This is a genomic window from Synechococcus sp. N5 (assembly GCF_900473925.1).
Lineage (GTDB): Bacteria > Cyanobacteriota > Cyanobacteriia > PCC-6307 > Cyanobiaceae > Parasynechococcus.
In genome coordinates, this window is record NZ_UCNI01000014.1 from 125,926 (window position 1) to 151,807 (window position 25,882).

General features: G+C 59.2%; 30 protein-coding genes and 2 tRNA genes. 12 read left to right on the forward strand and 20 right to left on the reverse strand.

The window, feature by feature from the left end; translation table 11 throughout:
- Positions 1 to 13 precede the first annotated feature (13 nt).
- Together DXY03_RS11580 and DXY03_RS11595 are read right to left on the reverse strand one after the other, a co-directional pair.
- Entirely contained in the window at positions 14 to 442 is a 429-nt protein-coding gene (locus DXY03_RS11580; protein WP_115010527.1) for a hypothetical protein, read from the reverse strand.
- Between the two features lie 1,462 nt (positions 443 to 1,904).
- A complete protein-coding gene (locus tag DXY03_RS11595; protein ID WP_115010557.1) occupies positions 1,905 to 2,510 on the reverse strand; it encodes a recombinase family protein in 606 nt (201 codons plus the stop codon).
- 429 nt (positions 2,511 to 2,939) lie between these two features.
- On the opposite strand from DXY03_RS11595, the gene DXY03_RS11605 reads away from it, so the two are divergent.
- Both DXY03_RS11605 and DXY03_RS11610 read left to right on the forward strand, forming a co-directional pair.
- The gene (locus DXY03_RS11605; protein ID WP_115010558.1) at positions 2,940 to 3,185 is read left to right on the forward strand and encodes a DUF1651 domain-containing protein; all 246 of its coding nucleotides are present in this window, start codon (positions 2,940 to 2,942) and stop codon (positions 3,183 to 3,185) included.
- An 836-nt stretch (positions 3,186 to 4,021) separates the two neighbouring features.
- Positions 4,022 to 4,267, forward strand: coding sequence for a hypothetical protein (locus tag DXY03_RS11610; RefSeq protein WP_115010531.1), 246 nt, complete (start codon positions 4,022 to 4,024; stop codon positions 4,265 to 4,267).
- A gap of 1,075 nt (positions 4,268 to 5,342) precedes the next feature.
- On the opposite strand, the gene DXY03_RS11615 is transcribed toward DXY03_RS11610, so the two are convergent.
- From DXY03_RS11615 to psbB, 10 genes are all read right to left on the reverse strand, one after another.
- Positions 5,343 to 5,415 (reverse strand) — tRNA-Phe (locus tag DXY03_RS11615).
- A 25-nt stretch (positions 5,416 to 5,440) separates the two neighbouring features.
- On the reverse strand, positions 5,441 to 6,091 hold the full coding sequence (locus DXY03_RS11620) for a ComF family protein (RefSeq protein WP_115010532.1): 651 nt from the start codon (positions 6,089 to 6,091) through the stop codon (positions 5,441 to 5,443).
- Positions 6,092 to 6,145: 54 nt separating this feature from the next.
- On the reverse strand, positions 6,146 to 6,421 hold the full coding sequence (locus tag DXY03_RS11625; RefSeq protein WP_011363472.1) for a DUF2470 domain-containing protein: 276 nt from the start codon (positions 6,419 to 6,421) through the stop codon (positions 6,146 to 6,148).
- Between the two features lie 180 nt (positions 6,422 to 6,601).
- Positions 6,602 to 7,840, reverse strand: coding sequence for an FGGY-family carbohydrate kinase (locus DXY03_RS11630; protein WP_115010533.1), 1,239 nt, complete (start codon positions 7,838 to 7,840; stop codon positions 6,602 to 6,604).
- A gap of 4 nt (positions 7,841 to 7,844) precedes the next feature.
- A complete protein-coding gene (metK, locus tag DXY03_RS11635; protein WP_115010534.1) occupies positions 7,845 to 9,080 on the reverse strand; it encodes a methionine adenosyltransferase in 1,236 nt (411 codons plus the stop codon).
- 23 nt (positions 9,081 to 9,103) lie between these two features.
- Complete coding sequence (locus DXY03_RS11640; RefSeq protein WP_115010535.1) at positions 9,104 to 9,877, reverse strand: HAD family hydrolase; 774 nt, start codon at positions 9,875 to 9,877, stop codon at positions 9,104 to 9,106.
- 5 nt (positions 9,878 to 9,882) lie between these two features.
- Positions 9,883 to 10,974, reverse strand: coding sequence for a 30S ribosomal protein S1 (locus tag DXY03_RS11645; RefSeq protein ID WP_115010536.1), 1,092 nt, complete (start codon positions 10,972 to 10,974; stop codon positions 9,883 to 9,885).
- A gap of 172 nt (positions 10,975 to 11,146) precedes the next feature.
- On the reverse strand, positions 11,147 to 11,629 hold the full coding sequence (gene nrdR, locus DXY03_RS11650) for a transcriptional regulator NrdR (protein ID WP_115010537.1): 483 nt from the start codon (positions 11,627 to 11,629) through the stop codon (positions 11,147 to 11,149).
- Positions 11,630 to 11,842: 213 nt separating this feature from the next.
- Positions 11,843 to 11,938: a photosystem II reaction center protein T gene (locus DXY03_RS11655; RefSeq protein ID WP_011128841.1), complete on the reverse strand. Its 96-nt coding sequence runs from the start codon at positions 11,936 to 11,938 to the stop codon at positions 11,843 to 11,845.
- A 21-nt stretch (positions 11,939 to 11,959) separates the two neighbouring features.
- Entirely contained in the window at positions 11,960 to 13,519 is a 1,560-nt protein-coding gene (psbB, locus tag DXY03_RS11660) for a photosystem II chlorophyll-binding protein CP47 (RefSeq protein WP_114987403.1), read from the reverse strand.
- A 182-nt stretch (positions 13,520 to 13,701) separates the two neighbouring features.
- Between psbB and DXY03_RS11665 the strand changes: the two genes are divergently transcribed.
- Together DXY03_RS11665 and psbM are read left to right on the forward strand one after the other, a co-directional pair.
- Positions 13,702 to 14,178 carry a 2Fe-2S iron-sulfur cluster-binding protein gene (locus DXY03_RS11665; RefSeq protein ID WP_115010538.1) on the forward strand — a complete coding sequence of 159 codons (477 nt, stop codon included), beginning with the start codon at positions 13,702 to 13,704 and terminating at the stop codon, positions 14,176 to 14,178.
- A gap of 59 nt (positions 14,179 to 14,237) precedes the next feature.
- On the forward strand, positions 14,238 to 14,342 hold the full coding sequence (gene psbM / locus DXY03_RS11670) for a photosystem II reaction center protein PsbM (protein WP_025362091.1): 105 nt from the start codon (positions 14,238 to 14,240) through the stop codon (positions 14,340 to 14,342).
- Between the two features lies 1 nt (position 14,343).
- On the opposite strand, the gene DXY03_RS11675 is transcribed toward psbM, so the two are convergent.
- Positions 14,344 to 15,192 carry a universal stress protein gene (locus DXY03_RS11675; RefSeq protein ID WP_115010539.1) on the reverse strand — a complete coding sequence of 283 codons (849 nt, stop codon included), beginning with the start codon at positions 15,190 to 15,192 and terminating at the stop codon, positions 14,344 to 14,346.
- Positions 15,193 to 15,274: 82 nt separating this feature from the next.
- On the opposite strand from DXY03_RS11675, the gene DXY03_RS11680 reads away from it, so the two are divergent.
- The 6 genes from DXY03_RS11680 (at position 15,275) to DXY03_RS12405 (ending at position 18,325) form a co-directional block, all read left to right on the forward strand.
- Positions 15,275 to 15,679 (forward strand): thioesterase family protein, encoded by a 405-nt coding sequence (locus DXY03_RS11680; RefSeq protein ID WP_115010540.1) that lies wholly within the window; start codon positions 15,275 to 15,277, stop codon positions 15,677 to 15,679.
- A 94-nt stretch (positions 15,680 to 15,773) separates the two neighbouring features.
- Positions 15,774 to 16,445, forward strand: coding sequence for a DNA-processing protein DprA (locus DXY03_RS11685; protein ID WP_244272455.1), 672 nt, complete (start codon positions 15,774 to 15,776; stop codon positions 16,443 to 16,445).
- Positions 16,446 to 16,451: 6 nt separating this feature from the next.
- Complete coding sequence (locus DXY03_RS12660; RefSeq protein WP_256377255.1) at positions 16,452 to 16,643, forward strand: hypothetical protein; 192 nt, start codon at positions 16,452 to 16,454, stop codon at positions 16,641 to 16,643.
- On the forward strand, positions 16,622 to 17,527 hold the full coding sequence (prmC, locus tag DXY03_RS11690; protein WP_115010541.1) for a peptide chain release factor N(5)-glutamine methyltransferase: 906 nt from the start codon (positions 16,622 to 16,624) through the stop codon (positions 17,525 to 17,527). The genes DXY03_RS12660 and prmC overlap by 22 nt, the downstream gene beginning before the upstream one ends.
- 13 nt (positions 17,528 to 17,540) lie before the next feature.
- Positions 17,541 to 18,155, forward strand: a complete 615-nt coding sequence (locus DXY03_RS11695) for an L-threonylcarbamoyladenylate synthase (RefSeq protein WP_244272456.1) — start codon at positions 17,541 to 17,543, stop codon at positions 18,153 to 18,155.
- Positions 18,152 to 18,325 carry a hypothetical protein gene (locus tag DXY03_RS12405; RefSeq protein WP_170952057.1) on the forward strand — a complete coding sequence of 58 codons (174 nt, stop codon included), beginning with the start codon at positions 18,152 to 18,154 and terminating at the stop codon, positions 18,323 to 18,325. Before DXY03_RS11695 ends, DXY03_RS12405 begins: the two co-directional genes overlap by 4 nt.
- 9 nt (positions 18,326 to 18,334) lie before the next feature.
- Here the strand turns inward: DXY03_RS12405 and DXY03_RS11700 are convergent.
- The 6 genes from DXY03_RS11700 to ctpZ form a co-directional block, all read right to left on the reverse strand.
- Positions 18,335 to 18,406, reverse strand: a tRNA-Thr gene (locus DXY03_RS11700).
- Between the two features lie 190 nt (positions 18,407 to 18,596).
- A complete protein-coding gene (gene minE / locus DXY03_RS11710; protein WP_006851856.1) occupies positions 18,597 to 18,905 on the reverse strand; it encodes a cell division topological specificity factor MinE in 309 nt (102 codons plus the stop codon).
- Between the two features lie 4 nt (positions 18,906 to 18,909).
- Entirely contained in the window at positions 18,910 to 19,722 is an 813-nt protein-coding gene (minD, locus tag DXY03_RS11715) for a septum site-determining protein MinD (protein ID WP_115010543.1), read from the reverse strand.
- A 56-nt stretch (positions 19,723 to 19,778) separates the two neighbouring features.
- A complete protein-coding gene (gene minC, locus DXY03_RS11720; protein ID WP_115010560.1) occupies positions 19,779 to 20,417 on the reverse strand; it encodes a septum site-determining protein MinC in 639 nt (212 codons plus the stop codon).
- Between the two features lie 7 nt (positions 20,418 to 20,424).
- A complete protein-coding gene (locus DXY03_RS11725) occupies positions 20,425 to 21,690 on the reverse strand; it encodes an HD domain-containing protein (RefSeq protein ID WP_115010544.1) in 1,266 nt (421 codons plus the stop codon).
- Entirely contained in the window at positions 21,687 to 22,964 is a 1,278-nt protein-coding gene (gene ctpZ, locus DXY03_RS11730; RefSeq protein ID WP_115010545.1) for a carboxyl-terminal processing protease CtpZ, read from the reverse strand. The genes DXY03_RS11725 and ctpZ overlap by 4 nt, the downstream gene beginning before the upstream one ends.
- A 67-nt stretch (positions 22,965 to 23,031) precedes the next feature.
- Between ctpZ and petB the strand changes: the two genes are divergently transcribed.
- On the forward strand, positions 23,032 to 23,688 hold the full coding sequence (gene petB, locus DXY03_RS11735) for a cytochrome b6 (protein WP_011363493.1): 657 nt from the start codon (positions 23,032 to 23,034) through the stop codon (positions 23,686 to 23,688).
- Positions 23,689 to 23,727: 39 nt separating this feature from the next.
- On the forward strand, positions 23,728 to 24,210 hold the full coding sequence (gene petD / locus DXY03_RS11740; RefSeq protein ID WP_006851144.1) for a cytochrome b6-f complex subunit IV: 483 nt from the start codon (positions 23,728 to 23,730) through the stop codon (positions 24,208 to 24,210).
- 76 nt (positions 24,211 to 24,286) lie between these two features.
- Here petD and DXY03_RS11745 read toward each other — a convergent pair whose 3' ends face one another.
- The gene (locus DXY03_RS11745; protein WP_115010546.1) at positions 24,287 to 25,744 is read right to left on the reverse strand and encodes a glycoside hydrolase 100 family protein; all 1,458 of its coding nucleotides are present in this window, start codon (positions 25,742 to 25,744) and stop codon (positions 24,287 to 24,289) included.
- Between the last annotated feature and the right edge of the window lie 138 nt (positions 25,745 to 25,882).

Sequence of the window (25,882 nt, forward strand, 5' to 3'; positions counted from 1 at the left end):
CTCTTCTTCTTCACTACCGCACCCTGATCTGGATGGACTGGGACTTGAGGTCCTGCTGCTCCTTAAAGGTCTTCTTCTTTGGTTGCTTCTTCTCTTCCTTCCTGCGGTTCTTTATCGGCAACCACTCGGGCACATAGATCCAACGCGCCCTCCTCCAGCGATCAAACACGCCCTTCTCTCCGTGCTCCTTGATGAGATCGTGGAGAGTCATTCCATTGAGGGAACAAATATGAGAATCGACCGGACAGGCAAGCATATAAGTATTCCCTGATTTCATATACCCCATAACCGCTTTCTTCTTGCCGCAACTGGGGCATCGACAATCTTTGTAAGCATCTTTTCCGTTAAAAGCGCCTTTCTTTTTGGTCCCTCCAAGTTGCATTGCAATTTCATGGAAGAAAGGCTCTTCGATGAAGGGATTAGTAAAAAATTTGTAACTCATTGATTTTCTCCTATGTCTTTATTTCATGACACTCTTCAGTGGTATTTAGTTAAACTCTTATAGATAGAGTGGGTATGATTTATTGTTTTGATAAAGGGCCTTAGAGGACCACTAGAAGTCAAGCGAATAAGGCAAACACTAAATAGAAAAAAGAATATTATTAGAAATATGATCGAGCGATCTGTCTAAGGCTGCATTCTATGATTATAAACTTAATTCCCGTAAATAGCAATACCTAAACCATGGATAAAGCCTTGCCTGTTAATAGCAACTACAAAACTAAGACCTTTACTATCTCGTACCAAAAACAAGAAGCAGAGAAGGTGACAAAGATGGAGAATGAACTCATGGAGCATTTTGGGTACAACAGATCTCAACTCCATAAGACACTTGTGAGAGATGCTTATAGGCAATTCAGGATGCTGTGACTAGAACTCCTCTAAGTGCCATTCCTTAGGAGACAGTTCGCCGTCATCGCCCCACTTCAGACTGGATAGGTCAGGAGAGCACATAGGGATCGACGCGTATTTTGCAAACTAGGGATGCTGAGATCCCTGTTGTGCCAATGCTCCCCGAAGATTCACGGAAGAAATTCTGAATGGAGTGCCACTGCGATACCGAACTGGTTGGGAGTGGTTTCAACCACGCAAAATCCGACCACCGAGGCACTGCGGAGAAATGGTCCAGAAACCCGCCGCGGCTCTTAGAAGTTCTCGATTAGGAGCGAACTCCTCTGTTCGCCACAAAAGGAGTGCATTGTCAAATCCAACAAAGATCACTCGATTGACATCCTTTGGTTTGGGCGCTCGCTTGTACGGATTCCATAGAAGGTCGTTTTCGAACAGCAGAGCAGTTCCAGAATCAGCGGCGTCCTTTGTGAAGAAGGACCATGAGGTTTGGCGGGTTTTCTTGGGTTTGCTGGACATAAATATTCCAAGTTGTTTGTCGTCTTGGATCAGAACTCCTCGCAGTGCCGTAGGGGTTCGATCTTCCAATCGAATGGAAATGGTGGGGACCTCTTCGCTGGTTACTTCGCAGACCAAGGGCAGTGGTACTGCCCTTGCAGGTATTGCTGCCAGACCCAGAAAGAGTGCCGCCCTGATAAAACATCTCATTCTTATGGGTTTACCTCAGTCAGGACTTCTCCGTCTTCGCTCACCACTCGGGTTTTCCTGCCGATCATCCTGGCGATCCTCTTTGCTTCTTCAGAGGCGACCTCCAACGAGCGTGCTGTCGTGTGGAGATGCCATTCCAAAAACGGGTTGAGTTCTTGGACTCGGAACTGATCTCCTTCCATCCCATCAGTCGCCCAGCAAAACTTCGTTTACCCGATCTTCGAGCTTCCTGTCCTCATCCGCAGGAGCAATGGCATCACCAGCGGCACGGAGTAGGTCTGCTGTTATCTGCCTTGCGTCTGGGTTGGTGAAGAGCAGGAACCCCAGACCGACACCTAAAAGGATTTTCAGCACGACACCGCTTCCGCTTCCTGTTCAGCAATGATCCGACGGATCGTTGAGAGCGCCAACCCTGTCTGTTCCCTGATGGAGCGATAGGAGCACCCCTCATCCCTTAGGCGAAGCACCAAGCGTTCCTTTGCTTGATTGGTCTTAGGGCGACCGCCAATGGATCCACCTGTCGCCTTTCGGTGCTCGATCGACTCCATCACGCGATCTCTGGTTATCTCCCGTTCCACCTCATTCAGTCCCGTCAGGAGACCGATGAGGACTGGTGCCATCTTCCCCATCGCCTTCGTGTTCACCAGTCCATCAAGCGTTCTGAGGTGGATCCTTTTCTCCTGGAGGTCATGGAGGCGGTTGATCACCTCACGTTGTGTCCTGCCTAGGCGTGAGAGAGCGGTGATGACGAGTTCATCTCCTTCCAGCACTGCATTGAGTGCTGCCTGGAGTTGGTGGCGGTCTTTCTCTGCTGTGCGACTACTGACGATCTCTTGGAATACCACAGCGCACCCTGCATCCTTCAGCGCTTTGACCTGAACCTCAAGACCCGCCGCTTGCTTGGTGTCACCACCGCCGCTGGTTCTTGCGTAACCAATGCTTCGGGAGGTCACTGTTCCAAAAAGGGTCGTTATGGAAACCATATCAACAAAACACCGTTATTGGAACAGAAAGATTCCAGTCGCAGCAGCCCTCTTAGGGCGTTCTAGTTTCCGATCGGTTGTTGAAACGCCTCATTTCTTCCGCTTTCACCCTTGACCAATGCCTGCAAGTCAGGAGTAGAACATATGAACTATTCACGAGGAGGGTTCGATGTCGGAAGAGGAATGGGGCTTTGTGGATGGTCTGAAGCAGACAAGGTCCTCGTGCGTCTGTATGACCTGCCAGCACTTCTCCTATGTCTGTGACCAGCATTGCCACACGTTGTTGACCTGCGGTCTTCAGCGTCGTCAGGTCCCTCACGGCGAGCACCTAACGAAGAGGTGCCGCAACTGGATGGTCCGCAGGGAAGCGGAAATGGGTTGGTGCCCGGAGGCGGCGTGATGCAAGAGGGATGGTTGATCGATGCCAATGACCATTGGGTCTGGCGGTTTCACCAGGACAACTCCGCCTTGGTGAGAGATCCGAAGGTCTTCATCGACAGAGGGCGATCAATGCCTGAAGGTCCACCGCTACTCAAGGAACGCCGATATCTGAGGAAAGACGCCGCAGAGCAGTTGTGGAAGTCTCTTCAGACGCAGGGGTGGAAGAAGACGAGACCGCTTTGGGGCGCAACTGTCGAACCCTGATCAGGTCTTTCTGCGGATGGCGTGCCTTCCCTGAATCCCTAGAAAGAGAACACGACATCTACGGAACCGCACTTCATTAGGACGGGGTTAGGTGCCAAGGGGCGGGTAACTCCCGCCCTTCTTCATGGGTAGGCATCTTTAGAGGCAGGGTTGGAAACCTCTGAAGACGCCTGACGGGGGCGTTTCTGCTGAAGAACCTTGAAGCAGCGTCTGACGCGTTGCTTTCTCTGGGATTAGACAGTTGAAAGATCGTCACCCTCTTTGAATGCCCCCTAGGTGCGTCAACTGCAAGAACTTCCAGGGAGAACCTGGTTTCGATGGGATTTGTCGTGTGTGGCAGCACATAGTTCCTGCCTGGCGCTCTCATTTCTTCCGATGCGAGCACTGGACGCCCCAGCGGTTCGGCAACCCGTAAGTACAAATGCTTAGTAGATGGTGTTAGAACGTTCTTATCGCATGAGAGCGAGGAACCCAGGAGGTCAAGCACTCCTGGGTCTTTTCTTGGAAAACGCTCACGGCACCCACGGCAGTCCCACCTCATCGGTGATGGTGGTGGTCGCTTGGCGTCGTCCCGCCCAGCGGCACTTTCAGTTTTCGAAGGAGCGATAGGGATACCGCTCCTTTTTTTGTGCCCGGCAGAATCTCCCTATTTGCTCCCTAGTCGCTCACCTCTTCCAGGAGGAGCGTGGATTTGCGGAGTCGTGAGACTCACTACCCCTGGGAATAGGCACCCAGGGGTTTTTTGTTGAGGATCTCAGAAGGGCGGTTATCCCATCAGATATGTGCTCTAAAGGCACATTCAGGGACCATAGGGTTTCCGCAGTCATTTTTCATCCATGACCGAAGAGAGCGCCACCAAGGAAACTTCCAACAAGTGCGGTGGGAAGAACAAAGCGATGCTCGCCTACGGCGTCATTCAAATCTCCGCCACCGCTGTTTCCGCCATCTCTCTGGCAGCAATCGCCCTTGGTCTCTGTGCCGTTAAGCAGGAGAGTAAAGCGTTCAACGGTTGCGTCCAAGAAGTCATCGCTGAGGGCAAGACCAACTCAGCAGCAGTCCGCTTCTGTAATGGCGGCAACTGAGCGGTAATTCCGCTCATGCCCTGATGCTCTGAAGCGCCTTAGAACGGGAATGAGGTCAGAGACCGATAGGAACTACACAACCAGGTCTCAAGGATCTTCAGGGGGGCGCAACGCCCCCCTTCTTAATGGGCGCTTCTACGGATGGCGGCGCGTCTGTTGCGGCGCAAATATCTGTTCATCCCTCGTAAGGGGGGATGGATGCGTCATGAGGGGAGCGGGTGGGACCGCTCCTTTTTTGTGCTCTCTCGATACAGAAAGCGGTAGTTCCGCTCATGCGTCACTGCTCTGACCCGCCTTAAAACAGGGACGAGGTCAGAGACCGAACAGGTCGGAAAACCAGGTCTCAACGACCTTCAGGGGGGTGTCTGCTCATCCCCCTTCTTAATGAGCGGTTCTACCGATGGTGGAAGTGTTTGTTACGGAGCGAACATAAAAGAGCATCATCCGTAAGAGATGAATGCGTCGAACAGAGCAGAGGGTGGGACCTCTGCTTTTTCTTGGGTTGCTCACCTGAGCAGTCGTTTGGTCGTAATGGCGACGACCAGTAGGTATTTCTTCGGTCACCTTGAACCCGTTCCTTCGGTGAGGGGACGATGCGTCGTACTGGGAGCGGGTGGGACCGCTCCTTTTTTTTGGCAGTTCGTAAACGGCACCCACGACACCACTGACTGCCTGAGGAGGGTGGTGCCGCTGGTAACCCCAGCGTTTTCGACGCGTTCGTCCCCTTGTTTCTGGCGGCACTCCCTGCCGCCTTTTTTATTGCTTGCGGACGACCGAACCAGGAGCGGTCCTCACGACTTCTTCTGACGGTTCTCCTACTCCTAACAGCGGAACACCAGCAGGAAGGTGGATGGGTCGAGAAGACGAGGGTTCGGGCCTCTGAGGGTGGGAATGCCTCAGAGGTCTTTTTTTGCCCTTGGGTAGGGGAAATCTGGGGACCTTTCCCCGTCTGACCGAAAGGAAGTGCTCCCCTACTGCTTTGGCAAAATTCAATTGGGTGCTAGAGGTACTTAAAAGGCACGTGAAAACACCATATATGGTGCTTTCACGTGCCTTTTAAGGCGTTTTCGGGAAATGCCAGGACCCAGATTTGAACTGGGGACACGGCGATTTTCAGTCGCCTGCTCTACCAACTGAGCTATCCCGGCGCGCCGCCGAAGCGACACAGGAATCTTAAATCACCGCCTGCTCTCCCTTGCGGGGGGTTCGTCCCAGGCAGATCAATCCAGCCACGTGGTGGCCAGCAGCTTCAAGGGCCTGACGGGTAGCCAATGCGGTGGACCCGGTCGTGAGGATGTCGTCCACGAGCCAGACCGAGCTGTGGGCCCCCTGTTTGTCCATGGGGACGGCCTGGAACGCCCCGATCAGGTTGGTTTGGCGTTGGCGTTTGTTCAGATGGTGTTGGCTCAACCCGGTACGGGTGCGGTGCAGCAGCTCTGCCGTCGGCCGGCCCAATACCAGGGCAATGCGCTGCGGCAGGGGGTTGGATCGTTGCCGCTTCCAGCTTGGAATCGTCACCAGCACGGCTGTTGCAGGCAGGGCGAAGCGCTCAGACAGCAGCTGAACCAAGGCCGCAAGCGCTTTGCCTTGGCGCTGTTGACGCAGCTTCAGCAGCAGCTGGCGCAAATTGTCTGCGTAAGGCCCGAGAGCGCACCACGGCAAGGGCAGCAAGCCCTTGAGCCCCTCACAAGGGAGAGCAAGGGCATCGAGGCACGTGGTGCAGGGAGCCGTCGGCGGCAGCCGACTATCCCAAGGTCCATTACAGATCGGGCAGCGGGGTTCGATCAGCAGAGCTTGGGCAAAGCTCAGGAGCGCACGATGCACAGCAGGTGGGTCGCTGCAACGAGCGTTCCCCTGTTGGGCTGAATCGCTCCGAGATCAGGCGCCTTCTTTGGGCATCGCCCGCAGCATGGCCACCAAGGTGCGGTGAGCGTCTTCGCTGTCGGTGAGGGTGTGATCAAAGGCAATGCTGACGCTGGCGCCATCCACCTCCAGTTCCATGGTTTCTGCTTTCACAGACACCATGCGCGCTGCAGCGGGATTGCTGACGCCGCCGTAGTGCTTGGCATAGGCGAGCACCGCTTCGGCATGGTCGTCGTTCATGTGTTTGCAGATCCGTGTGCTGACGGCATCAGTGAGGGGGTCTGCAGGCATTGGGATCAAACAGGTGAGTGCAATCTTTGCAGTGATCGGCTCAAGCGAAGCGCTCGATCAACAAAAGGCCGAGGCGAATGCCGCTGAAGCCCACGTACCCGGCCAGAACGACGAAAAGGCCGATGGCCAGACCATCGCGGAGCTTGGTGGGCATGGGGGTGGGGCGTGATGCCGGAATTCTCACCCGACTAGGGCCTGTTGGGCCAGTCGCGCCACCCCTGCAGCAGGGGGAGTTTGGCAACTCGTTACGGCGCAGCCGAGGCGGCGTTCCCGCAGCCGTCGCCATTGGGGATTGCGCGCTCCACCGCCGATGCTGATGATCCGCCTGGGTGCAGCAGCACCCAGCTCGTTCAGGCGCTGCCAACCCTGCGCTTCGATCTCGGCGAGACCTTCCAGCAGTCCATGCAGATACAGGGCATCGCTCACCGGCCGTGGTTCAAGCACCGGCAGCATCTCTGGATCATCCACAGGGAAACGTTCCCCCGGGGCGGGAAGCGGCCGCAGGCGAAGTCCGCTGTCGGTGTCTGGGTCGATCTGGCGGCTCAGTTCGCTGAGTTGCTCGTCGCTGTAAAAACGCTGCAGCACACCGGCCCCTGCATTGGAGGCGCCTCCACAGAGCCAGCGTCCCCCCACGCGATGGCTGGTGACGCCCGGGGCGTGCAGGGGCGTCTCGGTGAAGCACTTCATCACCAGCGTGGTTCCCAGCACGGTGATCCCATCTCCGGGACCGGGATCGGCGGCGAGCACGGCGGCATTGGAATCCGTTGTGCCGGCAACGACGATCAGATCGTTCTCCAGGCCCAAGGCCTTCGCCTGCTCCGGTGCGATCGTCCCGAGAATGCTGCCGCTGGGACGGATTTCAGGCAGTGCCTGCCGCCAGGACTGTTCGGCAAAACGGGCTGGCCAGCTGTTCGTGATCAGATCCCAACCCAGACGCAGGTTGTTACCTTCTTCTCCCCAGCGCCAATCGTTCAGCAGCCATCCGCTGATCCAGTCGGCCTGATGCCGCAGCAGGATCGCCTCGCCATGGCAGGTGAGGAGCCGCAAAGCCCGGGCCAGGCTGCCGCTGCAGCTGGCGGCTGGACTACTGGGATCCACCAGAGGCTGCAGGGCTGACTGCAGCTCAGGGCAGCTCTGGGAGTAGGCCAGTGCTTTCCCCAGTGGGGAACCATCGCGATCACAGGCCAGCAGCGTGCCGGAGGTGCCATCCACGGCGAGTGCTTTCAGCTGTGATCGCAGCTGGCCTGGGATTGCCCTGATCAGGTCTCCACAGCCTTCGCGCCAGCTGAGGGGGTAGGCGAAGTCTCCGCTGTAGGCCTGGGATCGGCTGTCGAGCAGCGCGCCGTTAGCGGCAACAACGGCTGTGCGGATTCCGCTGGTGCCCAGGTCGATTCCGAGCACCAGCGGTGAATCCGTCATGGCTTCAGGCCGCGGCGACCTGCTTCAGCTCCTGGCTTTTCGCTGTCACGTCTTCCCAGGGCGCGTTGAGGTCGTTGCGCCCGAAATGGCCGTACGCCGCAGTGTCCTGATAGAAACGGCCGCCCCGTTGCTGGGGCAGGTTGCGCAAACCGAAGGTCTCGATGATGGCGCCGGGGCGCAGATCGAAGTGCTCCTGCACCAAGGCGGTGAGGGCATCGTTGGCCAGTGTGCTGGTGCCGAAGGATTCCACCAGGATCGAAACGGGCTTGGCCACGCCGATGGCGTAGCTCAGCTGCACTTCGGCCCGTTCGGCGAGCCCTGCGGCCACAAGGCACTTGGCCACGTAGCGCGCGGCGTAGGCGGCCGAACGGTCCACTTTGGTGGGGTCCTTGCCGGAGAAAGCACCACCGCCGTGGCGGGCATAGCCGCCGTAGGTGTCCACGATGATCTTGCGGCCGGTGAGACCGGCATCGCCCTGAGGGCCGCCCACCACAAACTTGCCGGTGGGGTTCACCAGATACTTGGTGGCCTCACGGGAGGGCTTGAGGGCCAGATCGGCGGTCGCCGGCTCCACCACATGGGTCCAGAGGTCTTCGGTGATGCGCTCGCGGATGCCCTGCTCATCACTGATCCCGTCCACTTCAGCGGTGTGCTGGGTGGAGATCAGGATCGTGTCGATCGAGACGGGCTTGTCGTTTTCGTAGACGACGCTCACCTGGGTTTTGCCATCGGGAAGCAGGTAACCCAGGGTTCCGTTGTGGCGCACTTCGGCCAGGCGGCGCGACAGCCTGTGGGCCAGGCTGATCGGCAACGGCATTAGCTCGGGCGTCTCGTTGCAGGCGTAGCCGAACATGATTCCCTGGTCGCCGGCACCCACCAGATCAAGGGGATCACCGGCGTGGTCGTCGGCCTCATTCACGCCCTGGGCGATGTCGGGGGACTGTTGGTCGAGGGCCACCAGCACCGCACAGCTGTTGGCATCGAAGCCACCGGCCCGGGCGCCGCTGTAACCGATTTCCTTGATCACGTTGCGCACCAGGTGGATGAAATCCACCTGCGCCTTGGAGGTCACCTCACCGGTGATCATGCAGAGGCCGGTGTTCACAACGGTCTCGCAGGCCACACGGCTGGTGGGATCCTGGGCCAGCAGAGCGTCAAGAACGGCGTCGCTCACCTGGTCGCAGATCTTGTCGGGATGCCCTTCGGTGACGGACTCAGACGTAAAGACGTAACGGCTCATTCGGCGCTCCAGATCGGGCGACTTTACGAGTTGGTGCTTAAGGAGAGGTGATCCCAGCTGTGGAGAAGATGCTGGGCTGATGGCAGTTTCGGAGCACTCTTCCAGCCACCGGTGAAGCCGATCACGCCGCCGATACCGGCTTCGAGGGCCATTTGGAGGTCGGTCTCCGCATCGCCAACCAAGGCACACCGTTGGGGTGGCAGGCCAAGCCTGTTGCACAGCTCCAGAACGGCCTGTGGATCGGGTTTGCGCGGATGGTCATCAGCACTCCAGATGCCGGCAATGCCTGCGCCGAGCTGATGGTGAGCCAGGAAGTCTTCAATGCCGGAATGGGTGTCGTTGCTGATCACAGCAGCGGAGACGCCCTGCTGGTGCAGGTCCTGCAGCAGTTGCCCAGCCCCGTTGATCAACGGGCTTGGGGTGGTGTCGATCAGGCCCTCCTGGTCAACCGCGTCGAAGCAGGTGTGGGCCAGGGAGAGAGCCTGGGGCCATGAGCAGCCCAACAGGCAGAACACCGTTGCAGTCGAGGCGATGTTGTCTTGCCTTGAGGCAACCGCCAGGGTTCCGCCGGGATCGAGCATGCCTTGATCAACACCAAACGCTCTGTGCAGGGTGTGGCTCAACTCAGAGGGGTTCAGCGCAGGGGCTTGTTCCTGAGCAACCTTGACGGCTTTGTTGATGCGTGCGTCTGCTAAGGCCAGCAGATGCGGCTCGCTATGGGAAAGGGTGCCGTCCTTATCGAACAGCACCCCTTGGAAATTGCCGATGGGACCTCCCTTCAGCAGCAGTTGGGCCATCAGGCTCAGATCATCATGGAGCTGATCGGATCTTCGCCCTCTTCGGCCTGCTCCATCAGCATCTGCTTGTAGCGAGCAGCCATTTCCTCGGCCTTCTCGAACACCTTCTGGGGGTCGGTGAGCATGTCGCCGGGTTCGGGCTCGAGAGCCTTCGTGGACAACGAAATCCGGCCGCGCTCGGCATCCAGATCGATGATCATCACTTTCATCTGATCATTCACGTTCAGCACCGAGTGGGGGGTTTCGATGTGCTCGTGGCTGATCTCGGAAATGTGCAGCAGACCGCTGACACCACCGATGTCGATGAAGGCGCCGTAGGGCTTGATGCCGCGGACGGTACCCACCACAACTTCGCCCACTTCCAGGCGATTCATCTTCCGCTCCACCAGGGCGCGGCGGTGGCTGAGCACTAGGCGGTTGCGCTCTTCATCCACCTCGAGGAACTTCAGAGGCAGGAAGTCGGCAACCAGTTCTTCCTTCGGCTTGCGGGTGCTGATGTGGGATCCGGGGATGAAGCCCCGCAGACCTTCCACGCGCACCAAGGCACCACCACGGTTGGTGGCAAACACTTCGGAGTAGATGGTGGCGTCTTCTTTCTGGAGCTGGCGAACCCGCTCCCATGCCCGCTGGTATTCGATCCGACGGATCGACAGCGCCAGCTGACCATCTTCGTTCTCCTCACTCATGATGAAGAACTCACGGATCTCACCGGGCTGGAGCACGTCGCTCAGACCCTCGACCCGGTTGATCGACACCTCTTGCAGAGGCATGAAGGCAGCCGTCTTGGCGCCGATGTCGATCATGGCGCCCTTCGATTCCAGGGCGAAAACCGTGCCGTTGACGATGTCGCCAGGCTTGAAGTTGTAGTCGTACTTGCTGAGGAGAGCCGCGAACTCATCCAGGGTGAATCCGGCGTCGTCCAGGCTGCGGCTGGCGGCGCGGCTGGTTGGATCATCTGCTGTGGGGACGTCTTCAGGAATGCTCAGGTCCTCACCCTCAAACGCCTGTTCGGCGGCGGCGGTTTCTGCAGAGGCTTCTGTGGCGTTCGCGTCCTGAACCTGATCCTGGATCTGATCTTCTGTCGGAGTCGCAGACATGGGGGGCTGGCGGTCTACCTCAGGTGGGTAGTTCGAAAAAATCGCATGGAACGCCCGCCGACGTTTCATGGAGAACTACTGACTTTACAGACACGACCGACGGCTTTTTTGCGCAGCGATGCACTGCACGGGTTCAACGAACCGATTCAGCGCACTGGCTCAGCGAACCGATTCAACGAACAGTGGCCAGATGGTTCTGTTCCTGATCGGCGTTCAGTGTTTCCAGGGTCGAGACGAAGTCGTCGATGCCTCGGAACTGGCGATAAACGGATGCGAACCGGATGTAGGCCACTTCGCTGATCTGTTTGAGATCCCTCAGCACGAATTCACCGATCTCTGTGCTGCTCACTTCCTTGCCGGTGCGTTGCTGAAGTTTCAGTTCGAGTTCTTCCACGAGGGATTCGAGCCGAGAGGTGTCCAAGCCCGTTTTCTCGCAAGCTCGATTCAAGCCGTGCAGCAACTTGCTGCGACTGAAGATTTCCCGGTTGCCGTTGCGTTTGATCACCGTGATCGGAACGGTCTCCACCCGTTCGTAGGTGGTGAAGCGAAATTCACAGTTGAGGCATTCACGCCGTCGTCTCACGCTGCGTCCACCATCCGCTGCCCTGGATTCGAGAACGCGACTATCTGTGTTTTGGCAGGAGGGGCACTGCATCCCCGAGGGCATCAATTAATTGCACCAACTGTAGACACTGATTTGAGACTTGAGAAGGGCCTCGTGGACATCAGTCTCATTTGAGGATTGCGTTGACGGCTGTTGCTGACGTGAGACTGCTGTGATCCGCTCGCGTGGACGAGACCGGCTTGCGACGGTGGGCGATGGAAAGCATGAAAAAACCCCGCCGAGGCGGGGTTTTGGGGGATCAAATCACTTACCGATTTTCGGCGGATCGCGGAAGGCGATTGCGAAGAAGAGGGTGGCAATCGCGAGGGTAAGGATGAGGACGTAAGCGAAGCTTTCCATCGTGTTGTTCCTAGAGGGCGATCAGTTGAGGGGAGTTCCAGCGGGGGGAACGTAGCCCTCGGGCAGGCGACGGGTGGTTTTGTCACCGAGCTTGGCGAAGAGGCCAAATTCCACCTGATCTCCGAGGTCGGGGTCAATACCAGCGAACACGTCGCGGTACAGGGTGCGGGCACCGTGCCAGATGTGACCGAAGAAGAACAGCAGCGCGAAGGTGGCGTGGCCGAAGGTGAACCAGCCGCGCGGCGAGCTGCGGAACGTGCCGTCAGAGTTGTAGGTCTCACGGTCGAAGTCGAAGGCTTCACCCAGCTGAGCCTTACGGGCAAGGCGCTTCACGTCGGCAGGGTCAGTGAAGGTCTGGCCGTCTAGTGCACCACCGAACACCTTGGCGGTCACGCCCTGTTGTTCGAAGGAGAACTTGGCTTCCGCACGACGGTAAGGAATGTCGGCACGGACGATGCCCTGCTCATCTTCCAGAACGACAGGGAAGTTCTCGAAGAAGTTCGGCAGACGACGGACTTCGAGGTTGCGACCTTCTTTGTCGCTGAATGCGATGTGACCAACCCAAGCGGTTGCAAGACCATCACCGTTCACCATCGGACCCACGCGGAACAGACCGCCCTTGGCAGGGCTGTTGCCGACGTAGTCGTAGAAGGCGAGCTTTTCAGGGATAGCCTCGAAGGCTTCTTCCTGGGTAGCGCCATCGTCCATCGCGGTTTGTACGCGACGGTTGATCTCAGTCTTGAAGTAGCTCTGATCCCATTGGTAACGGGTGGGGCCAAACAGCTCGACGGGAGTCGCAGCAGAGCCGTACCACATGGTTCCAGCCACGATGAAAGCGGCGAAGAACACAGCTGCGATGGCGCTGGCAAGAACGGTTTCGATGTTGCCCATCCGGAGCGCTTTGTAGAGACGCTCGGGCGGACGCGTGGTGATGTGGAAGATGCCGGCAATGATTCCGACGATGCCAGCAGCAATGTGGTGGGCAACGATTCCACCGGGATTGAAAGGGTTGAAACCTTCGGGTCCCCAAGACGGTTGAACCGCCTCCAGATGACCGGTAAGTGCATAAGGATCAGAGATCCACATTCCTGGACCGAAGACGCCAGTGAGGTGGAAAGCACCGAAGCCGAAGCAGCCGAGTCCAGCGAGAAGCAGGTGGATGCCGAAGATCTTCGGCAGGTCGAGAGCAGGCTCGCCGGTGCGGGGGTCCTGCCAGATCTCAAGATCCCAGTAGGTCCAGTGCCAGATGGCGGCCAGCATCATCAGGCCGGAGAAAACGATGTGAGCGGCAGCGACGCCCTCGAAACTCCAGAAGCCGGGATCAACACCCGTTTCACCGGTGATGCTCCATCCACCCCAGCTGCCGGTCACGCCCAGGCGGGACATGAAAGGCATCACGAACATGCCCTGACGCCACATCGGGTTCAGGACAGGATCAGACGGATCGAAAATGGCCAGCTCATAGAGAGCCATGGAGCCGGCCCAGCCGGCTACGAGGGCTGTATGCATGAGGTGCACAGCCAGAAGGCGGCCCGGGTCATTAATGACAACGGTGTGCACCCGATACCAGGGCAATCCCATGGGTCAGGTTCGGGGGACAAGACTGCTTATGCAGTCAGACATGGGCGATCGTAAGGGCTTCAGTTCATAGGGCGGGGGAAAAGTGACCTGCCCGCAACGGTCAGTGACATGAAAGTCAGGACCCTGCTGTTCACAAAACGCAATGCTTCAGCCCATGATGGGGGTTGGTTGCTTGTGAGCTCATGCCCGTTATCCGGTTTGTTCGCGAAGGGCGTGATGTGGAGTGTTACCCCGGTGAGAACCTGCGTGAGGTGGCCCGTCGCGAGGGGATCGAGCTCTACGGCCTGAAGGGGCAGCTTGGCAATTGCGGAGGGTGTGGTCAGTGCATCACCTGCTTCGTTTCCGTGGTGGACGAAGACAACGCCGATGCGCTGACGGCACGCACTGCCGTCGAAGACAGCAAGTTGCGCCGGCGACCCCAGGAGTGGCGTCTGGCATGCCAGGCCCTGGTGGAGAAGTCCGTCATGGTTCTCACCCGGCCTCAGGTGAGGCTCGCCAATGCCGATTCGAGATTGGCTGCGGCCAGGCAGGCTCCGCTGCCGGCGGGTCCCACGGCATGGCCAGCGCCTCCGTCTAGTGAGCTCGATGAGGAGCACCAGGATGGGGGCGATGGCGAGGGCCGAGATGCCAAGGCTGCTACCGCCGGTGACGAGGCCTAGGGCAGACGTTCCCCAGGCCTCTTGTCGGTGATACCTTCGCCTGGATCCCTCCAACGGCCATGGAAACCAACGATCTCGGATTCGTCGCCAGCCTCCTGTTCATCCTGGTTCCGGCGATCTTCCTGATCGTGCTCTACATCGGCACGCAGAACAACGAGGCCTGATTCAGCCTTGTTCAGGCTCACGCACCAGCAGCACAGGGGCTGGTGCGTGCACTCGGATGTAGTCGCTGACTGATCCGCCCAGAAGCTTGTCCAAATCCACCAGTCCTCTGGCGACAAGAGGACGTCGGTCCTGAGAGGCGATGACCACCAGGTCGGCGTTGCATTCCGATGCAGCCAGGCAAACGCTGCGACCGATGTCCTTCCCTTCGGTGTGGATGGCTTGCATGTCGACACCGAAACCCCTGGCCCGCTGAACAGCGGCGTCAAGAACTTCGTCTGCTTTTGTGCGGCCTCCCCGGGAGGGTGCTGACTCCTGGCGTACGACATGAACGCCGGTGAGCGTTCCGCCAGGGATTTCACGCACAAGTTCGCAGGCCGTGCGCAGAGCGTCGTCCCCAACGCCTGTTCCGTCGATCGTCACCATCACGCGGTTGACATGCTTGACGTAGAGGTCATCTCGCACCAGCAGCATCGGCCGCGTGGACAGCTGAAAGACGTATTGGCTGGTGCTGTTGGCCAGGATCGATTGAAGCCGTCCCAGGCCGCGGGATCCCATCACGATCAGGTCGGCCTGAACTTCATCGGCAACTTTGAGCACGGTCTGTTTGGTGTCGCCCTCGCGAATCAAGGTGCTCACGCTTGACGGGCTCAGGCCCATGCGCGTGATTGCGCTGTTCAAGAGGTTTTCTGCTTCGTCGCGATGGCCGTCGGATTGCGACTTGCTTTGCTCCGACACCACATGCAGCAAATTGATTTTGGCGGCCTTCAGGCTGGGAATGTCCTGGAGCATCCGGATCATTTCCTCGACGTGACCCTTGCCCGAGTCGGCAATCAGAAGGTTCCTGAACACAGGGAGATGAAGCAGCCTCTGCGGAAGCCTATGGGTGGTTGCCTCCGTGGAGAGAAGCTGATGTCACAGCGTTACGCGGATCATGTACACCCTGACCAAGCGTGTGCTGCCACAGCACACCGATTACGCCGGTGTGATGTGGCATGGGGCCTATGTGCAGTGGCTTGAGGAGGCCAGGGTTGAGGCCCTCCAGGCTGCGGGCCTTGGCTATGCCGCCATGACCGCGATGGGTGTCGATATGCCGGTGGTGTCCCTTCACCTGGATTACCGCCAGCCGCTCCGGCACGGCGACGAAGTGTGTGTTGAAAGCCGATGCCCTGGTCAGCAGGGGGTGCGCTGGCCATGGATCTCACGCTTTATCTGCGGAGACGCGGTGGTTGCGGAGGCGTCGGTGAATCTGGTGATGGTGCGTGAGGGGCGCGTGCTCAGGCGCGTGCCGGCGCAGCTGCAGGAGGTGATGGATCAGCTGGTGCGCCAATCGCTCTGAATCGAACCCTGAGCCACCGCTGCCGAGCCAGTACGCATGTACTTGCTCGGGGCTGGTGCGGGGGTGGTGGTGGCTCTGGACCTGTTGCCCTGGCTTGGGCGACGCCCGCATGGCTGATCTACGCAGGCTTTGCCGCGACCAAGCCATCGGCCCTGATCAGCTCTGGGGGTGGCCGATCGAACGCTTGGGCCAGGCGCTGGCTTGGCCGGCGCACTGTTTGCGCGACGTTGAGCGTTACAGGTTCGAGCACGGGGCTGCCCTGAAGCTTGACGTGCCTGCTTGTGCCCTTTTGCCGGGTGACCCTGATTGGCCTCGTTGCTTGGATGATGTGCAGGCACCCCCTTCCGGGCTCTACGTCGAAGGGGATCGATCGCTGCTCCGGCACATCCATGCCCGCACGGCCATCGCGGTGTTGGGGACACCCTTGGACCGTGTCTATCCAGCCCACCACCGTTCGTTGCAACAGCAGGTCGGCAGGCAAGGGCTGTTGATCAGTCCGAGTCGGTCCGGCTGCCGTGTGCGCCCAGGGCACTTCGCGGCGCGGAACCGTTGGTTGGTGGCCTTTGCCCAGGCGCTCGTGGTGGTGGAGTGTCCGCAACGCAGCGGAGCACTGATTTCGGCCCGCTGGGCGAGCCGGTTGCAGTGCCCCGTATGGGTGGTTCCGGGGGATGCCCGCCGTTGGTCCTGTCGGGGCAGCAATGCCCTGCTTCGCGATGGTGCAACTGCCTTGATTCACCCTGAGGATCTGCTCGCTTCCATTGGCTAGGGCCCGTTGAGGTCAGAGGAGTCACTCGGCAAGCATCAGCGGTTGATGGAGGCCATTGGCTCAGGGGCGACCTTTGATCAGCTGGTGCTTCGTTTGCAGTGCACCCCTGCTGAGCTGGCCCCCCAGCTTTTGGCGCTTGAGTGTCGGCGCGAACTGCTGTGTGAATCTGGATTGCATTGGCGCAAGCCTCGGCCTTGAGAGACTGCACAACCGTTGCCGGCACTGATGTGTTGCAGTGGCGGCGCCAACAACTCGCCCGGGGTGGCACCGCGGCTGATCTGGATTGGTTGCTTGATCTTGCCGCTGGTCTTCGTTGGGCCAGCTTGCAACGGCTGTCGCTGGACCCCTCGCGCACCGTCGCCCTGGAGCAGTCCCTTGAGGTGCTCTCTGAGCTGTGGGAGCGTCACCTGCATGGGAATGTTCCCCTCCAGCACCTGGTTGGGCTCTGTCCCTGGCGGGATGTGCTGCTTGAGTCGTCGCCTGCCGCCTTGATTCCCCGTCAGGAAACGGAACTGCTGGTGGATCTGGCCATGAGCCAGTTCAAAGCCACCCCTCCCGCTCGTTGGGCTGACCTCGGCACTGGTTCAGGAGCCATTGCTGTTGCTCTGGCCCGTGCCTGGCCCACAGCACCAGGGCATGGCGTTGACCTCAGTTCCGATGCCTTGCAGTTGGCTGAACGCAATCTTGAGCGTTGCGCCCCGCATCACAACTGTTCGCTGCACCTCGGGTCGTGGTGGTCTCCCCTCAAGAGCTGGTGGGGAAGCCTGGATTTGGTGGTCAGCAATCCTCCATACATCCCCAGTGCTGTGGTTAACGGTCTTGAGGCTGTGGTGCGTGACCACGAACCTCACTTGGCGTTGCTTGGGGGAGCAGATGGCTTGGATGCGATCCGCAGCGTGGTGGATGGCGCCCTAATGGGGCTGTCGCCCGGAGGTTGGCTTTTGCTCGAACACCACCACGACCAGAGCGCTCAGGTGACGCAGCTGCTGCGGGATGCCGGCTTGGTGGAGGTCAGAGCGGCCGCTGATCTTGAGGGGACCCTCCGCTTTGCGCTTGCTTGCAAACCTGCCGCATCAAGCTGATGCAACGCCTGCGATGAAGGAAGGATTCATGCCTGCTCCGGTTCTGGCCGCCTCCGACCTGACGCTGCTGCTTCGTGCCGGTGAAGCCGCCATCATTCCCACCGACACGCTGCCTGGCCTGGCGGTGCTTCCCGATCAAGCCCAGACCCTCTGGCGCTTGAAACGGCGCCCAGCCGATAAGCCCCTCATTTTGATGGGTGCATCCGTCAATGACTTGCTCCACGAGGTTGAGGGGCCCTGCCATCGGGAGGTTGAAGCTTTGGCTGAGCGCTATTGGCCTGGAGCGCTCACGCTGGTGTTGCCTGCCCGTGATGGTGGTGCGGGCCGGTATCTCAACCCAGGTGGAACAACCCTGGGCTGCCGCATTCCGGCCTGTGAGCAGACCCGCGCGCTGCTTCAGATCAGCGGGCCGTTGGCCACCACCAGTGCCAATCGCTCCGGTGAACCCGCCAGCATGACCGCAGCAGAGGCGGCTCTGGTTTTCCCTGATGTCGCGCAGCTGGGTCCGCAGCCCTGGCCTCAACCCTCGGGCCAGGCCAGCACGGTGTTGGTCTGGGTGGAGCAAGGACGCTGGCTCCTGGTGCGCCGGGGTGCTGTGATTCCAGCAGGGGTTGAGGTGCTCGAGTGATCTCGCTTGTTGGGTTCTGCCTGCTGGTGATGGCCTTGCTTCATTGGGTTCTGGAACCCCTCGAAGCGGTCTTCACCTGGACGCTTCAACTGAATCTTCTCCCCTGGTTGTTGGGGGTTTTCTTCATCTGGCTGCTGGCGGGCGAATCAGACCGCAGTACGTCGCCCTGATCCAGATCAAGCCGGCTAACGGATTTGAACCGATGGCCTTCGCTTTACAAAAGCGCTGCTCTACCGCTGAGCTAAGCCGGCATGGGCTGCATCGTACCGGCTGCCAGGTGATTCAAGGCGGGGTCTTGATCGCTAATCAGCCAAAGCACCAGCTCGAGTCGATTGCGACATCCGCTTTTCCGGAGTGCCCTGCTGATGTGGCATTCAGCGGTGCGATGACTGATCACCAACCGCTGTTCAGCGGGGGTGAGGAGGTTCGGGATTCGAGGTTTCAAGCTTGAGCAGGTTGCTGCTCAGAGGGTTCCACCTTGGCGGGTTGGGCGATCGGGCGACGGATCGGCAGGTTCGCCACCAGGGCGGTGACGCGATCTTCCGTCTCGAGGCTCACATCACCTTCAGCGAGGTCGATCTCCACGTAGCGGGCCACCACTTCGAGGATCTCGCGCCGCATTTGTTCGAGCAGCTCCGGATTGAGGTCACTGCGGTCGTGGGCCAGCACCAACTGCAGCCGCTCTTTGGCTGTTTCTGCACTGGCGGGCTGACGGCGCAGGAGTTTGTCGATGAATTCCTTGAGTGTCATCGCCTCAGAAAATCCGGGTTTGCATCAGCTTGCGCATCCTGGCGCGGAGGCCGCGGCGGGCCTGGGAGGGGTCCATCAGAGGAATGTCTTCACCCTGAAGCCGTTGAGCGATGTTGCCGTAGGCCTGGGCCGCTGGGGACGACGAATCACTCAGGGTCAAGGGTTCACCGCGGTTGGTGCTCACGATCACCTGTTCGTCTTCAAAAACAAGCCCCAGAAGAGGTAACGCCAGGATGTCGGTGACGTCGTCCACCGAGAGCATTTCCTGATTCGACATCATCTTCGGCCGCACCCTGTTGAGCACGAGCTGAACAGGCTGCACGCCCTGGGTGTTTAGAAGCCCGATCACCCGATCAGCGTCCCGCACGGCGGCCACTTCCGGGGTGGTGATCACCACTGCTTCTCGAGCTGCGGCCGCGGCATTTTTGAATCCGTCCTCGATGCCTGCCGGGCAGTCGATCAACACGTAATCGAATTGGCGTTCCAGCAGAGTAACGATGGCTTGCATGTCCTTGGGCTTGAGCCACTCGAGCATCCGAGGGTTGCCCGCAGGGAGCAGGGCCAGATTGGGCTCCTGCTTGTGCTTCACCAGGGCTTGCTCCAGCCGGCAAGTCTCGGCCAACACCTCCTGAGCGGTGTAGACGATGCGGTTCTCCAGGCCCAGGAGCAGGTCGAGGTTCCTCAGACCGAAGTCCGCGTCAAGAACCACGGTCTTGGCGCCTTGGCGAGCAAGGGCGATCCCAAGGTTGGCCGTGGTCGTTGTTTTTCCGACACCGCCTTTGCCAGAACAGATGAGGATGGTTCGGGTCGTCGACACCAGGGTTCTGCTTTGGTGCGGCCAGAATAATCTGGCTTTTGGGCCTGACAACGACGTCAGCGTTTTTGAAAGCTCTGGATGACGGCGGGTTCAATGGCGATCACGCCATCCTTAAGCTCGGCCTGTTCGGCCAAACCCGCCTGGGGCAGATCCTCTGGGCCTCGGGCGACAACGTTAGCAATCCTCAGTTGCAGTGGCCGCAGCTGCAGGGCAACGATTTTCGCGGTTGTTGACCCCTCACATCCGGCATGGGCCACGCCCCGCAGGCGACCCCACACCAAAACATCAGCGGCTGAACTGATCCGCGCTCCAGGATTCACATCGCCATAGAGAAGGATGGTGCGCTCGCTTTGGAGATGGTCGCCGGAGCGCAGGGTTCCGTGATGAAACAACAGCTCGGAAGGGGCTGTCGTCAAAGGATTGGGCTGGAGTTCACGGCTGGACGGCGTCTTGGACCGGCTTGCGTCCAGTCCCAAGGCTGAAGCACTCACAACCGTCTCGGCTACCTGGCCGGTGATGCGTCCGAGTTGATGGCCTGCCTCGCTCACGGCGGCGCACAAATCAGCGAGGTCGCTGCAGGTCAATACCCAGTCCCCGCAATCGAGATCAACAATCGGTTGGGAACACCTGCTCAGCAGATCAGGCAAACGATCCCTCCAGTGATCCAGGCGCTGGTCGGGAAGCCTCAAGGTCATGGCTGCTTCACGCTGCTGCTGCTCGGGGCCATTCAACGTCCATCTCCTGCCTGAGCTCGTTGCTGATGTCGCGGGGGTGAATCAACCAGGAGGTTGCCGCCGGGGTCGCCAGACTTGCGACCAGGGGAGAGGCTTTCTCCAGGGCTTGGAGTTGTTGCCCGTCCCAGAGGCGCAAGCCGCCTCGATAGGGGTGGTACCCGCGCAGCTGTTGATGACGCAATCCGCAGCAGAGTTCAGGGTCGTGGCCATGACGATCGGCCAGACGCCTTGCTGTTGCAAGCAATTGCAGTTGATCCGCCGGGGAAAGATGTTCAACGGCCGTTGCTTTGAGCAGGCGTCGATCCAGGAAACGCCCACTCAGTTCAGCCAGGGCTGCTGGCGCTTCGGCTTGCCAGCGCTGGAGGTGGTAGCCGGTGCGTTGGTCATCGTTGGCGAGGAAGTCCTCCAAGCGGATCTGGTCTGGTTGCCAGAGCCAGGTGGCCATCACCTCATCAGCCCACACCTGGTCAGGCCCCAGTTGTCGTGCCGTCAGGATCAGTTTTTCCAGCAGCCAGTTGCACACCACATTCAACCGGTGGTTGTAGACGCTCCTGTACATGAGGTTTCTCACCACCAGGTAGTGCTCCACAGCCATCAGACCCTTGGGATGAATGGCCATGTCCCCATCAGGGGCCAGGGTCAGTGCTCCCAGGATGCGGTCGAGATCCAGTTGCCCGTAGCGCGTTCCGGTGCTGTAGCTGTCGCGCAGGAGGTAATCCAGTCGGTCGCAATCCAGCTGACTGCTGACCAGGTGTTTGATCAGGGGGTGAGGGCTGCGTCCATGCTCCAGCAGGTTCGCCACCGCCTCAGCCGTGCCGGATGCATGGCTCTCAAGACATTCATGGATCTCTGGGTGATGCCGGATCACCCGCGCTGACCACGCTTCATGGTGCAGGTCAAACATCTCTTCGCCGGTGTGGCTGAGGGGGCCATGGCCAATGTCATGGAGCAAAGCAGCTCCGTAGAGCAGCCCCCGATACGTCTCCAACTCGGGTGCCAACGGCAGCATCCGCTCAAACGCACGGCGAGCCAGATGAAAGACCCCCAGCGAGTGGGTGAATCGACTGGATTCAGCGCTGTGAAAGGTGAGGTATGCCGGACCCAGCTGGCGGATGCGTCGCAGGCGCTGGAATGGCGCCGTGTCCACCAGGTCCATCACCATTCCCTCGGCTGGGGCTTGGCGGTCAAGACCAATGCCGCGATGCAGAGGGTCGTGATAGGTCCGCTGACTCATGCCTCGGTCTCGTCAGCGGGTTGTTCCAGCAGGGCCTCCATCCATTGCTCAGCTTCCGCGAGCCAGCGATCACCGTCACCGCCGGGGTTCAGGGGTTCCGGATCTGACAATCCACGATCGGGAGCGATGCCTTCCCCTTGAATGTTCCGTCCACTCGGTGTCACGTAGCCAGCAACGGTCACGGCGAGGCCGCTGCCATCACTGAGGTTGGTCAGCGTTTGAATCAGCCCTTTGCCGAACGTCTGTCCTCCGAGAAGGGTGGCGCGTTCGTTGTCCTGGAGGGCGCCAGCCAGGATTTCACTCGCACTTGCCGTCCCTCCGTTCACGAGGGTGACCATCGGTCCGTCGTACATCGTCTGGAGACTGGCCTGGATGGTGTCATTGATGCCCTCGCGGTTACGGGTTTCAACGATGGCGCCACCGGAAAGGAAGTCGTCGGCGACCGCCAATCCAGCGCTCACCAATCCGCCTGAGTTGTTGCGGAGGTCGAGCACCAATCCTTCGATCTCCTTGTTCTGCAGTTCTGTAAGGGCTTCTTTCACCTGTTCGGGAACTCCTTCGCTGAACTGGGTGATCCGCAGATAGCCAAGGGTGTGACTGCCGCTGCGCAAGCGTCTTGTGCGCACCGGCCTGAGGTCCACGCTGCGGCGTTCCAGGGTCAGCTCGTTTGTTTCACCGCTGCCGTTGTCCAGCGTCAGCACCACCTGCGAACCCACGTCTCCGCGCAGCGCTGCCACGGTTCCCTCCAGACCCAGATCCACCACGTCCCGGCCATCAACAGACAGCAACTGCGTTCCACTGGTGATCTCCGCCTCGCCGGCAGGTGAACCCTCGAGGGCAGAAATCACCACAACACCATTGCCGCCTTCATCCGGCCCGAGTTGCAAGCCCACACCGCTGAGGCTTCCGTTGGTGCTGTTCTTCAGCGCCGTGTAGTCCTCTGGACGAAGCAGCCGCGTGTAGGGGTCGCCCAGCTGAGCCAGCATCGATTCGATGGCTGCATAGGCATCGTTGCTGCTCTCGATGCTGCGTTCCATGGCCTTCTGCCGTTGACGCTTCCAACGCACCGCATCAAGTTGCTCTGGGTTCCAAAAGCCCTGGTTCACAAGCCGCCAGCTGTCCACCACGAGCTGTTGTGTGTCGCTAAGTGCAACGGTTGTGCAGGCGCTGCCCAGCACCAAAAAGCAGCAAAGAGACGCTGCGATCAGTTGCCTCAGCGCCTGAAAACCTTTGCGCCGCAGCCAGTCTGAAAGATCGTTAACAGTTGGATACATCGCGGTGGGTTCGCCTCAGTGGCAGAAGCGTGCTCAGTAGACTTTCGCAACTCGAGCCCGCTTGTGCATGGCGAACTCATCACCGGTTTACGACTGGTTCCAGGAACGTCTGGAAATCCAGGACATTGCTGACGACATTGGTTCCAAGTACGTGCCCCCCCACGTCAACATCTTTTATTGCCTGGGGGGCATCACGTTGGTGTGCTTCCTGATCCAGTTCGCGACTGGGTTCGCGATGACCTTCTATTACAAGCCCACCGTTGCTGAGGCTTACAAGTCGGTCGAATACCTGATGACCGACGTCAGCTTCGGTTGGCTGATTCGCTCTGTGCACCGCTGGAGCGCATCAATGATGGTGTTGATGCTCATCCTCCACGTGTTCCGCGTGTACCTCACAGGCGGCTTCAAGCGTCCCCGTGAGCTCACTTGGGTCACCGGCGTGACCATGGCAGTGATCACCGTGTCTTTCGGTGTGACCGGTTACTCCCTCCCCTGGGACCAGGTTGGTTACTGGGCTGTGAAGATCGTTTCCGGCGTCCCTGCTGCCATCCCTGTTGTTGGCGATTTCATGGTGGAACTGCTTCGCGGTGGCGAAAGCGTTGGTCAGGCCACTCTTACGCGCTTCTACAGCCTTCACACCTTCGTGATGCCCTGGCTCCTGGCGGTGTTCATGCTCATGCACTTCCTGATGATTCGGAAGCAGGGCATTTCTGGTCCCTTGTGATCTGCGTTCCTACTGTTCCCTCAACACCTGGACTAAACGATGCACATTCTCAAAAAGCCTGATCTCTCTGATCCCAAGATGCGGGCCAAGCTCGCTAAGGGCATGGGTCACAACTATTACGGCGAGCCTGCCTGGCCTAACGATCTCCTCTACATCTTCCCGGTGGTGATCCTCGGCACCATCGCCTGTGTAGTTGGTCTGGCCGTCCTGGATCCAGCCATGCTTGCCGACAAGGCTGATCCCTTCGCCACCCCTCTGGAAATTCTTCCTGAGTGGTACCTCTACCCCGTGTTCCAGATTCTGCGGGTTGTTCCCAACAAGCTTTTGGGTATTGCTCTGCAAACCCTCGTTCCCCTGGGTCTGATGCTTGTTCCTTTCATCGAGAGCTTCAACAAGTTCCAGAACCCTTTCCGTCGTCCCGTGGCGATGACTGTCTTCCTGACCGGAACCCTTGTCACCATCTACCTCGGTATTGGTGCAGCACTTCCGATCGATAAGTCGCTCACCCTCGGACTGTTCTGATCCATTGCTTGAGTTCAGATCATTCACCCCGGCCCCTCGAGCCGGGGTTTTTTTGTGCCATGGCTGCGCTGGTTCGTCAGTGATCCATCGATTCGTCGAGGTTGAGCATCAGCACGTCGTCTGGGTTGATGTGGAGAAAGTGGTGCATCAGCAGAAAACCAACGATGGTCCAGGTCTGATACGTGCGTGATTGCTGTCCAACCCAGGTTCCTGTGGGGCCATCGAAATATTCAGCCCACTGCTGACGGGGCAGTTGGTTGAGATGGCTCCAGTAGCACTCGTCCAACAGCGTTTTCATTTGCCCCATCAGCAACACGTCGGCCTGGGGATTCAGCCGTTCGTGCAGAAGGATGGACGCACCAAAAAACCAGAGCAGGCTCGGCCAGTGGCCACCGTTGTGATAACTCCAGGGCCAGTTCTTGGGGTCGGAGCCCGTTTTGTTCTCCCATTCCACGCCCTCCATGGGGGGATGACAGATGCGCATCGGCATCTGTGCCATGAGGTGGTCACGGTTGTGGAGCACCAGTCGGAACAGAGCCCGTTGCTGTGGCGCGGTCAGCAACCCGAACAGTGATGCCAGGGAATTTCCCAAGGAGTAGAAGCGGAAATCCGGTCGTCCGGTCCTCATGTTGCCGATCATGTAACCGCCACGGTTTTCGAGCCAGTCCTGCAACCAGTCGGGGATGACCTGGGGTTGAACGTTGAATTCGTTGTGGTGCTGGTTTTCGCCGTACTGCTCCGTGGGGCGTCGCCGAAGTACTTGCATCGTTTTGCTGGTCACCCAGTAGTGCTTCAGCAGGAACTGCCGCAAGTCATGGGTCCATTGCCGGCTTAGCCGCAATCGTTCCCCCAGAAGAACGCTGTTCTCGTGGCGTTGGCAGAGTTCCATCAGCCCAACGCAGCTGCGCAGCGCTGCGAAGAGCAGCACCTCCACTTCCAGTGGAGCGCCCCACACGTCCATGGGGCGATCAATCATGAACGCGCAGTCGGGAACGAACAGCACCGGTGTGCCCTCGAAGCTGGGGTGAAGAACCAGATCGAGCAGCAGTTGCAAACCGCGTTGCACTTCAGGACTGCGACCGAACTCGATGTCCCCACTGCGCTTGACGTAGATCCAGCAGAGAATCGGCCACCAGAGGCTTGCATCCACTGAGGTGATGCGACCGATCGAGCGCTGGCCATAGTCGGCAACCAGTTCTCCCTCTTCCTCCACAAAGCTGGTGGGGAAGACACCACGGGTTTGAACGTTGGTGCTTTGGAGCTGAAGGCTGACGCTCAAAAACTGCTTCACGATGGCGAAGCGGCCCTCCAGCATGAGATAGATCATCACGGGAACGTTGTCCCGCAGGAAGATCTCGCCGTAGTTGAGGGCGTCGTCAGCGCGGCGATGTTCCATCGCGGCAACGCTGCCGGCGAGTTCCCCCTGTACGCCAATCAGGGTGGCTTCGAAGTGTTCCCGTGCTTTTTGCAGTACCTGCTCTTCGTTGGAGTTGGGGCGGAAACGCTGGCTTTGTTCGGTGAAACGCGTTGGCATCGCGGTGACCTCCAACTGAAACGTAGTTCTGGCAATGGGTTTCGCCAGTGGAAGCAACCCTTCAGATCTTCAAGGGGGCTTGCCCATTGCGACCTCGGGGTGTGTGGTGTTATGGTTTTGTCTTGCGCGGGAGCCGAG

Coding starts and splice junctions, on each gene's coding strand:
- DXY03_RS11580 (WP_115010527.1), bottom strand. CDS start 442: ATGAGTTACAAATTTTTTACTAATCCCTTCATCGAAGAGCCTTTCTTC.
- DXY03_RS11605 (WP_115010558.1), top strand. CDS start 2,940: ATGCAAGAGGGATGGTTGATCGATGCCAATGACCATTGGGTCTGGCGG.
- DXY03_RS11610 (WP_115010531.1), top strand. CDS start 4,022: ATGACCGAAGAGAGCGCCACCAAGGAAACTTCCAACAAGTGCGGTGGG.
- DXY03_RS11625 (WP_011363472.1), bottom strand. CDS start 6,421: ATGCCTGCAGACCCCCTCACTGATGCCGTCAGCACACGGATCTGCAAA.
- DXY03_RS11630 (WP_115010533.1), bottom strand. CDS start 7,840: ATGACGGATTCACCGCTGGTGCTCGGAATCGACCTGGGCACCAGCGGA.
- metK (WP_115010534.1), bottom strand. CDS start 9,080: ATGAGCCGTTACGTCTTTACGTCTGAGTCCGTCACCGAAGGGCATCCC.
- DXY03_RS11640 (WP_115010535.1), bottom strand. CDS start 9,877: ATGGCCCAACTGCTGCTGAAGGGAGGTCCCATCGGCAATTTCCAAGGG.
- DXY03_RS11645 (WP_115010536.1), bottom strand. CDS start 10,974: ATGTCTGCGACTCCGACAGAAGATCAGATCCAGGATCAGGTTCAGGAC.
- nrdR (WP_115010537.1), bottom strand. CDS start 11,629: ATGCAGTGCCCCTCCTGCCAAAACACAGATAGTCGCGTTCTCGAATCC.
- DXY03_RS11655 (WP_011128841.1), bottom strand. CDS start 11,938: ATGGAAAGCTTCGCTTACGTCCTCATCCTTACCCTCGCGATTGCCACC.
- psbB (WP_114987403.1), bottom strand. CDS start 13,519: ATGGGATTGCCCTGGTATCGGGTGCACACCGTTGTCATTAATGACCCG.
- DXY03_RS11665 (WP_115010538.1), top strand. CDS start 13,702: ATGCCCGTTATCCGGTTTGTTCGCGAAGGGCGTGATGTGGAGTGTTAC.
- psbM (WP_025362091.1), top strand. CDS start 14,238: ATGGAAACCAACGATCTCGGATTCGTCGCCAGCCTCCTGTTCATCCTG.
- DXY03_RS11680 (WP_115010540.1), top strand. CDS start 15,275: ATGTACACCCTGACCAAGCGTGTGCTGCCACAGCACACCGATTACGCC.
- DXY03_RS11695 (WP_244272456.1), top strand. CDS start 17,541: ATGAAGGAAGGATTCATGCCTGCTCCGGTTCTGGCCGCCTCCGACCTG.
- minE (WP_006851856.1), bottom strand. CDS start 18,905: ATGACACTCAAGGAATTCATCGACAAACTCCTGCGCCGTCAGCCCGCC.
- minC (WP_115010560.1), bottom strand. CDS start 20,417: ATGACCTTGAGGCTTCCCGACCAGCGCCTGGATCACTGGAGGGATCGT.
- DXY03_RS11725 (WP_115010544.1), bottom strand. CDS start 21,690: ATGAGTCAGCGGACCTATCACGACCCTCTGCATCGCGGCATTGGTCTT.
- ctpZ (WP_115010545.1), bottom strand. CDS start 22,964: ATGTATCCAACTGTTAACGATCTTTCAGACTGGCTGCGGCGCAAAGGT.
- petB (WP_011363493.1), top strand. CDS start 23,032: ATGGCGAACTCATCACCGGTTTACGACTGGTTCCAGGAACGTCTGGAA.
- petD (WP_006851144.1), top strand. CDS start 23,728: ATGCACATTCTCAAAAAGCCTGATCTCTCTGATCCCAAGATGCGGGCC.
- DXY03_RS11745 (WP_115010546.1), bottom strand. CDS start 25,744: ATGCCAACGCGTTTCACCGAACAAAGCCAGCGTTTCCGCCCCAACTCC.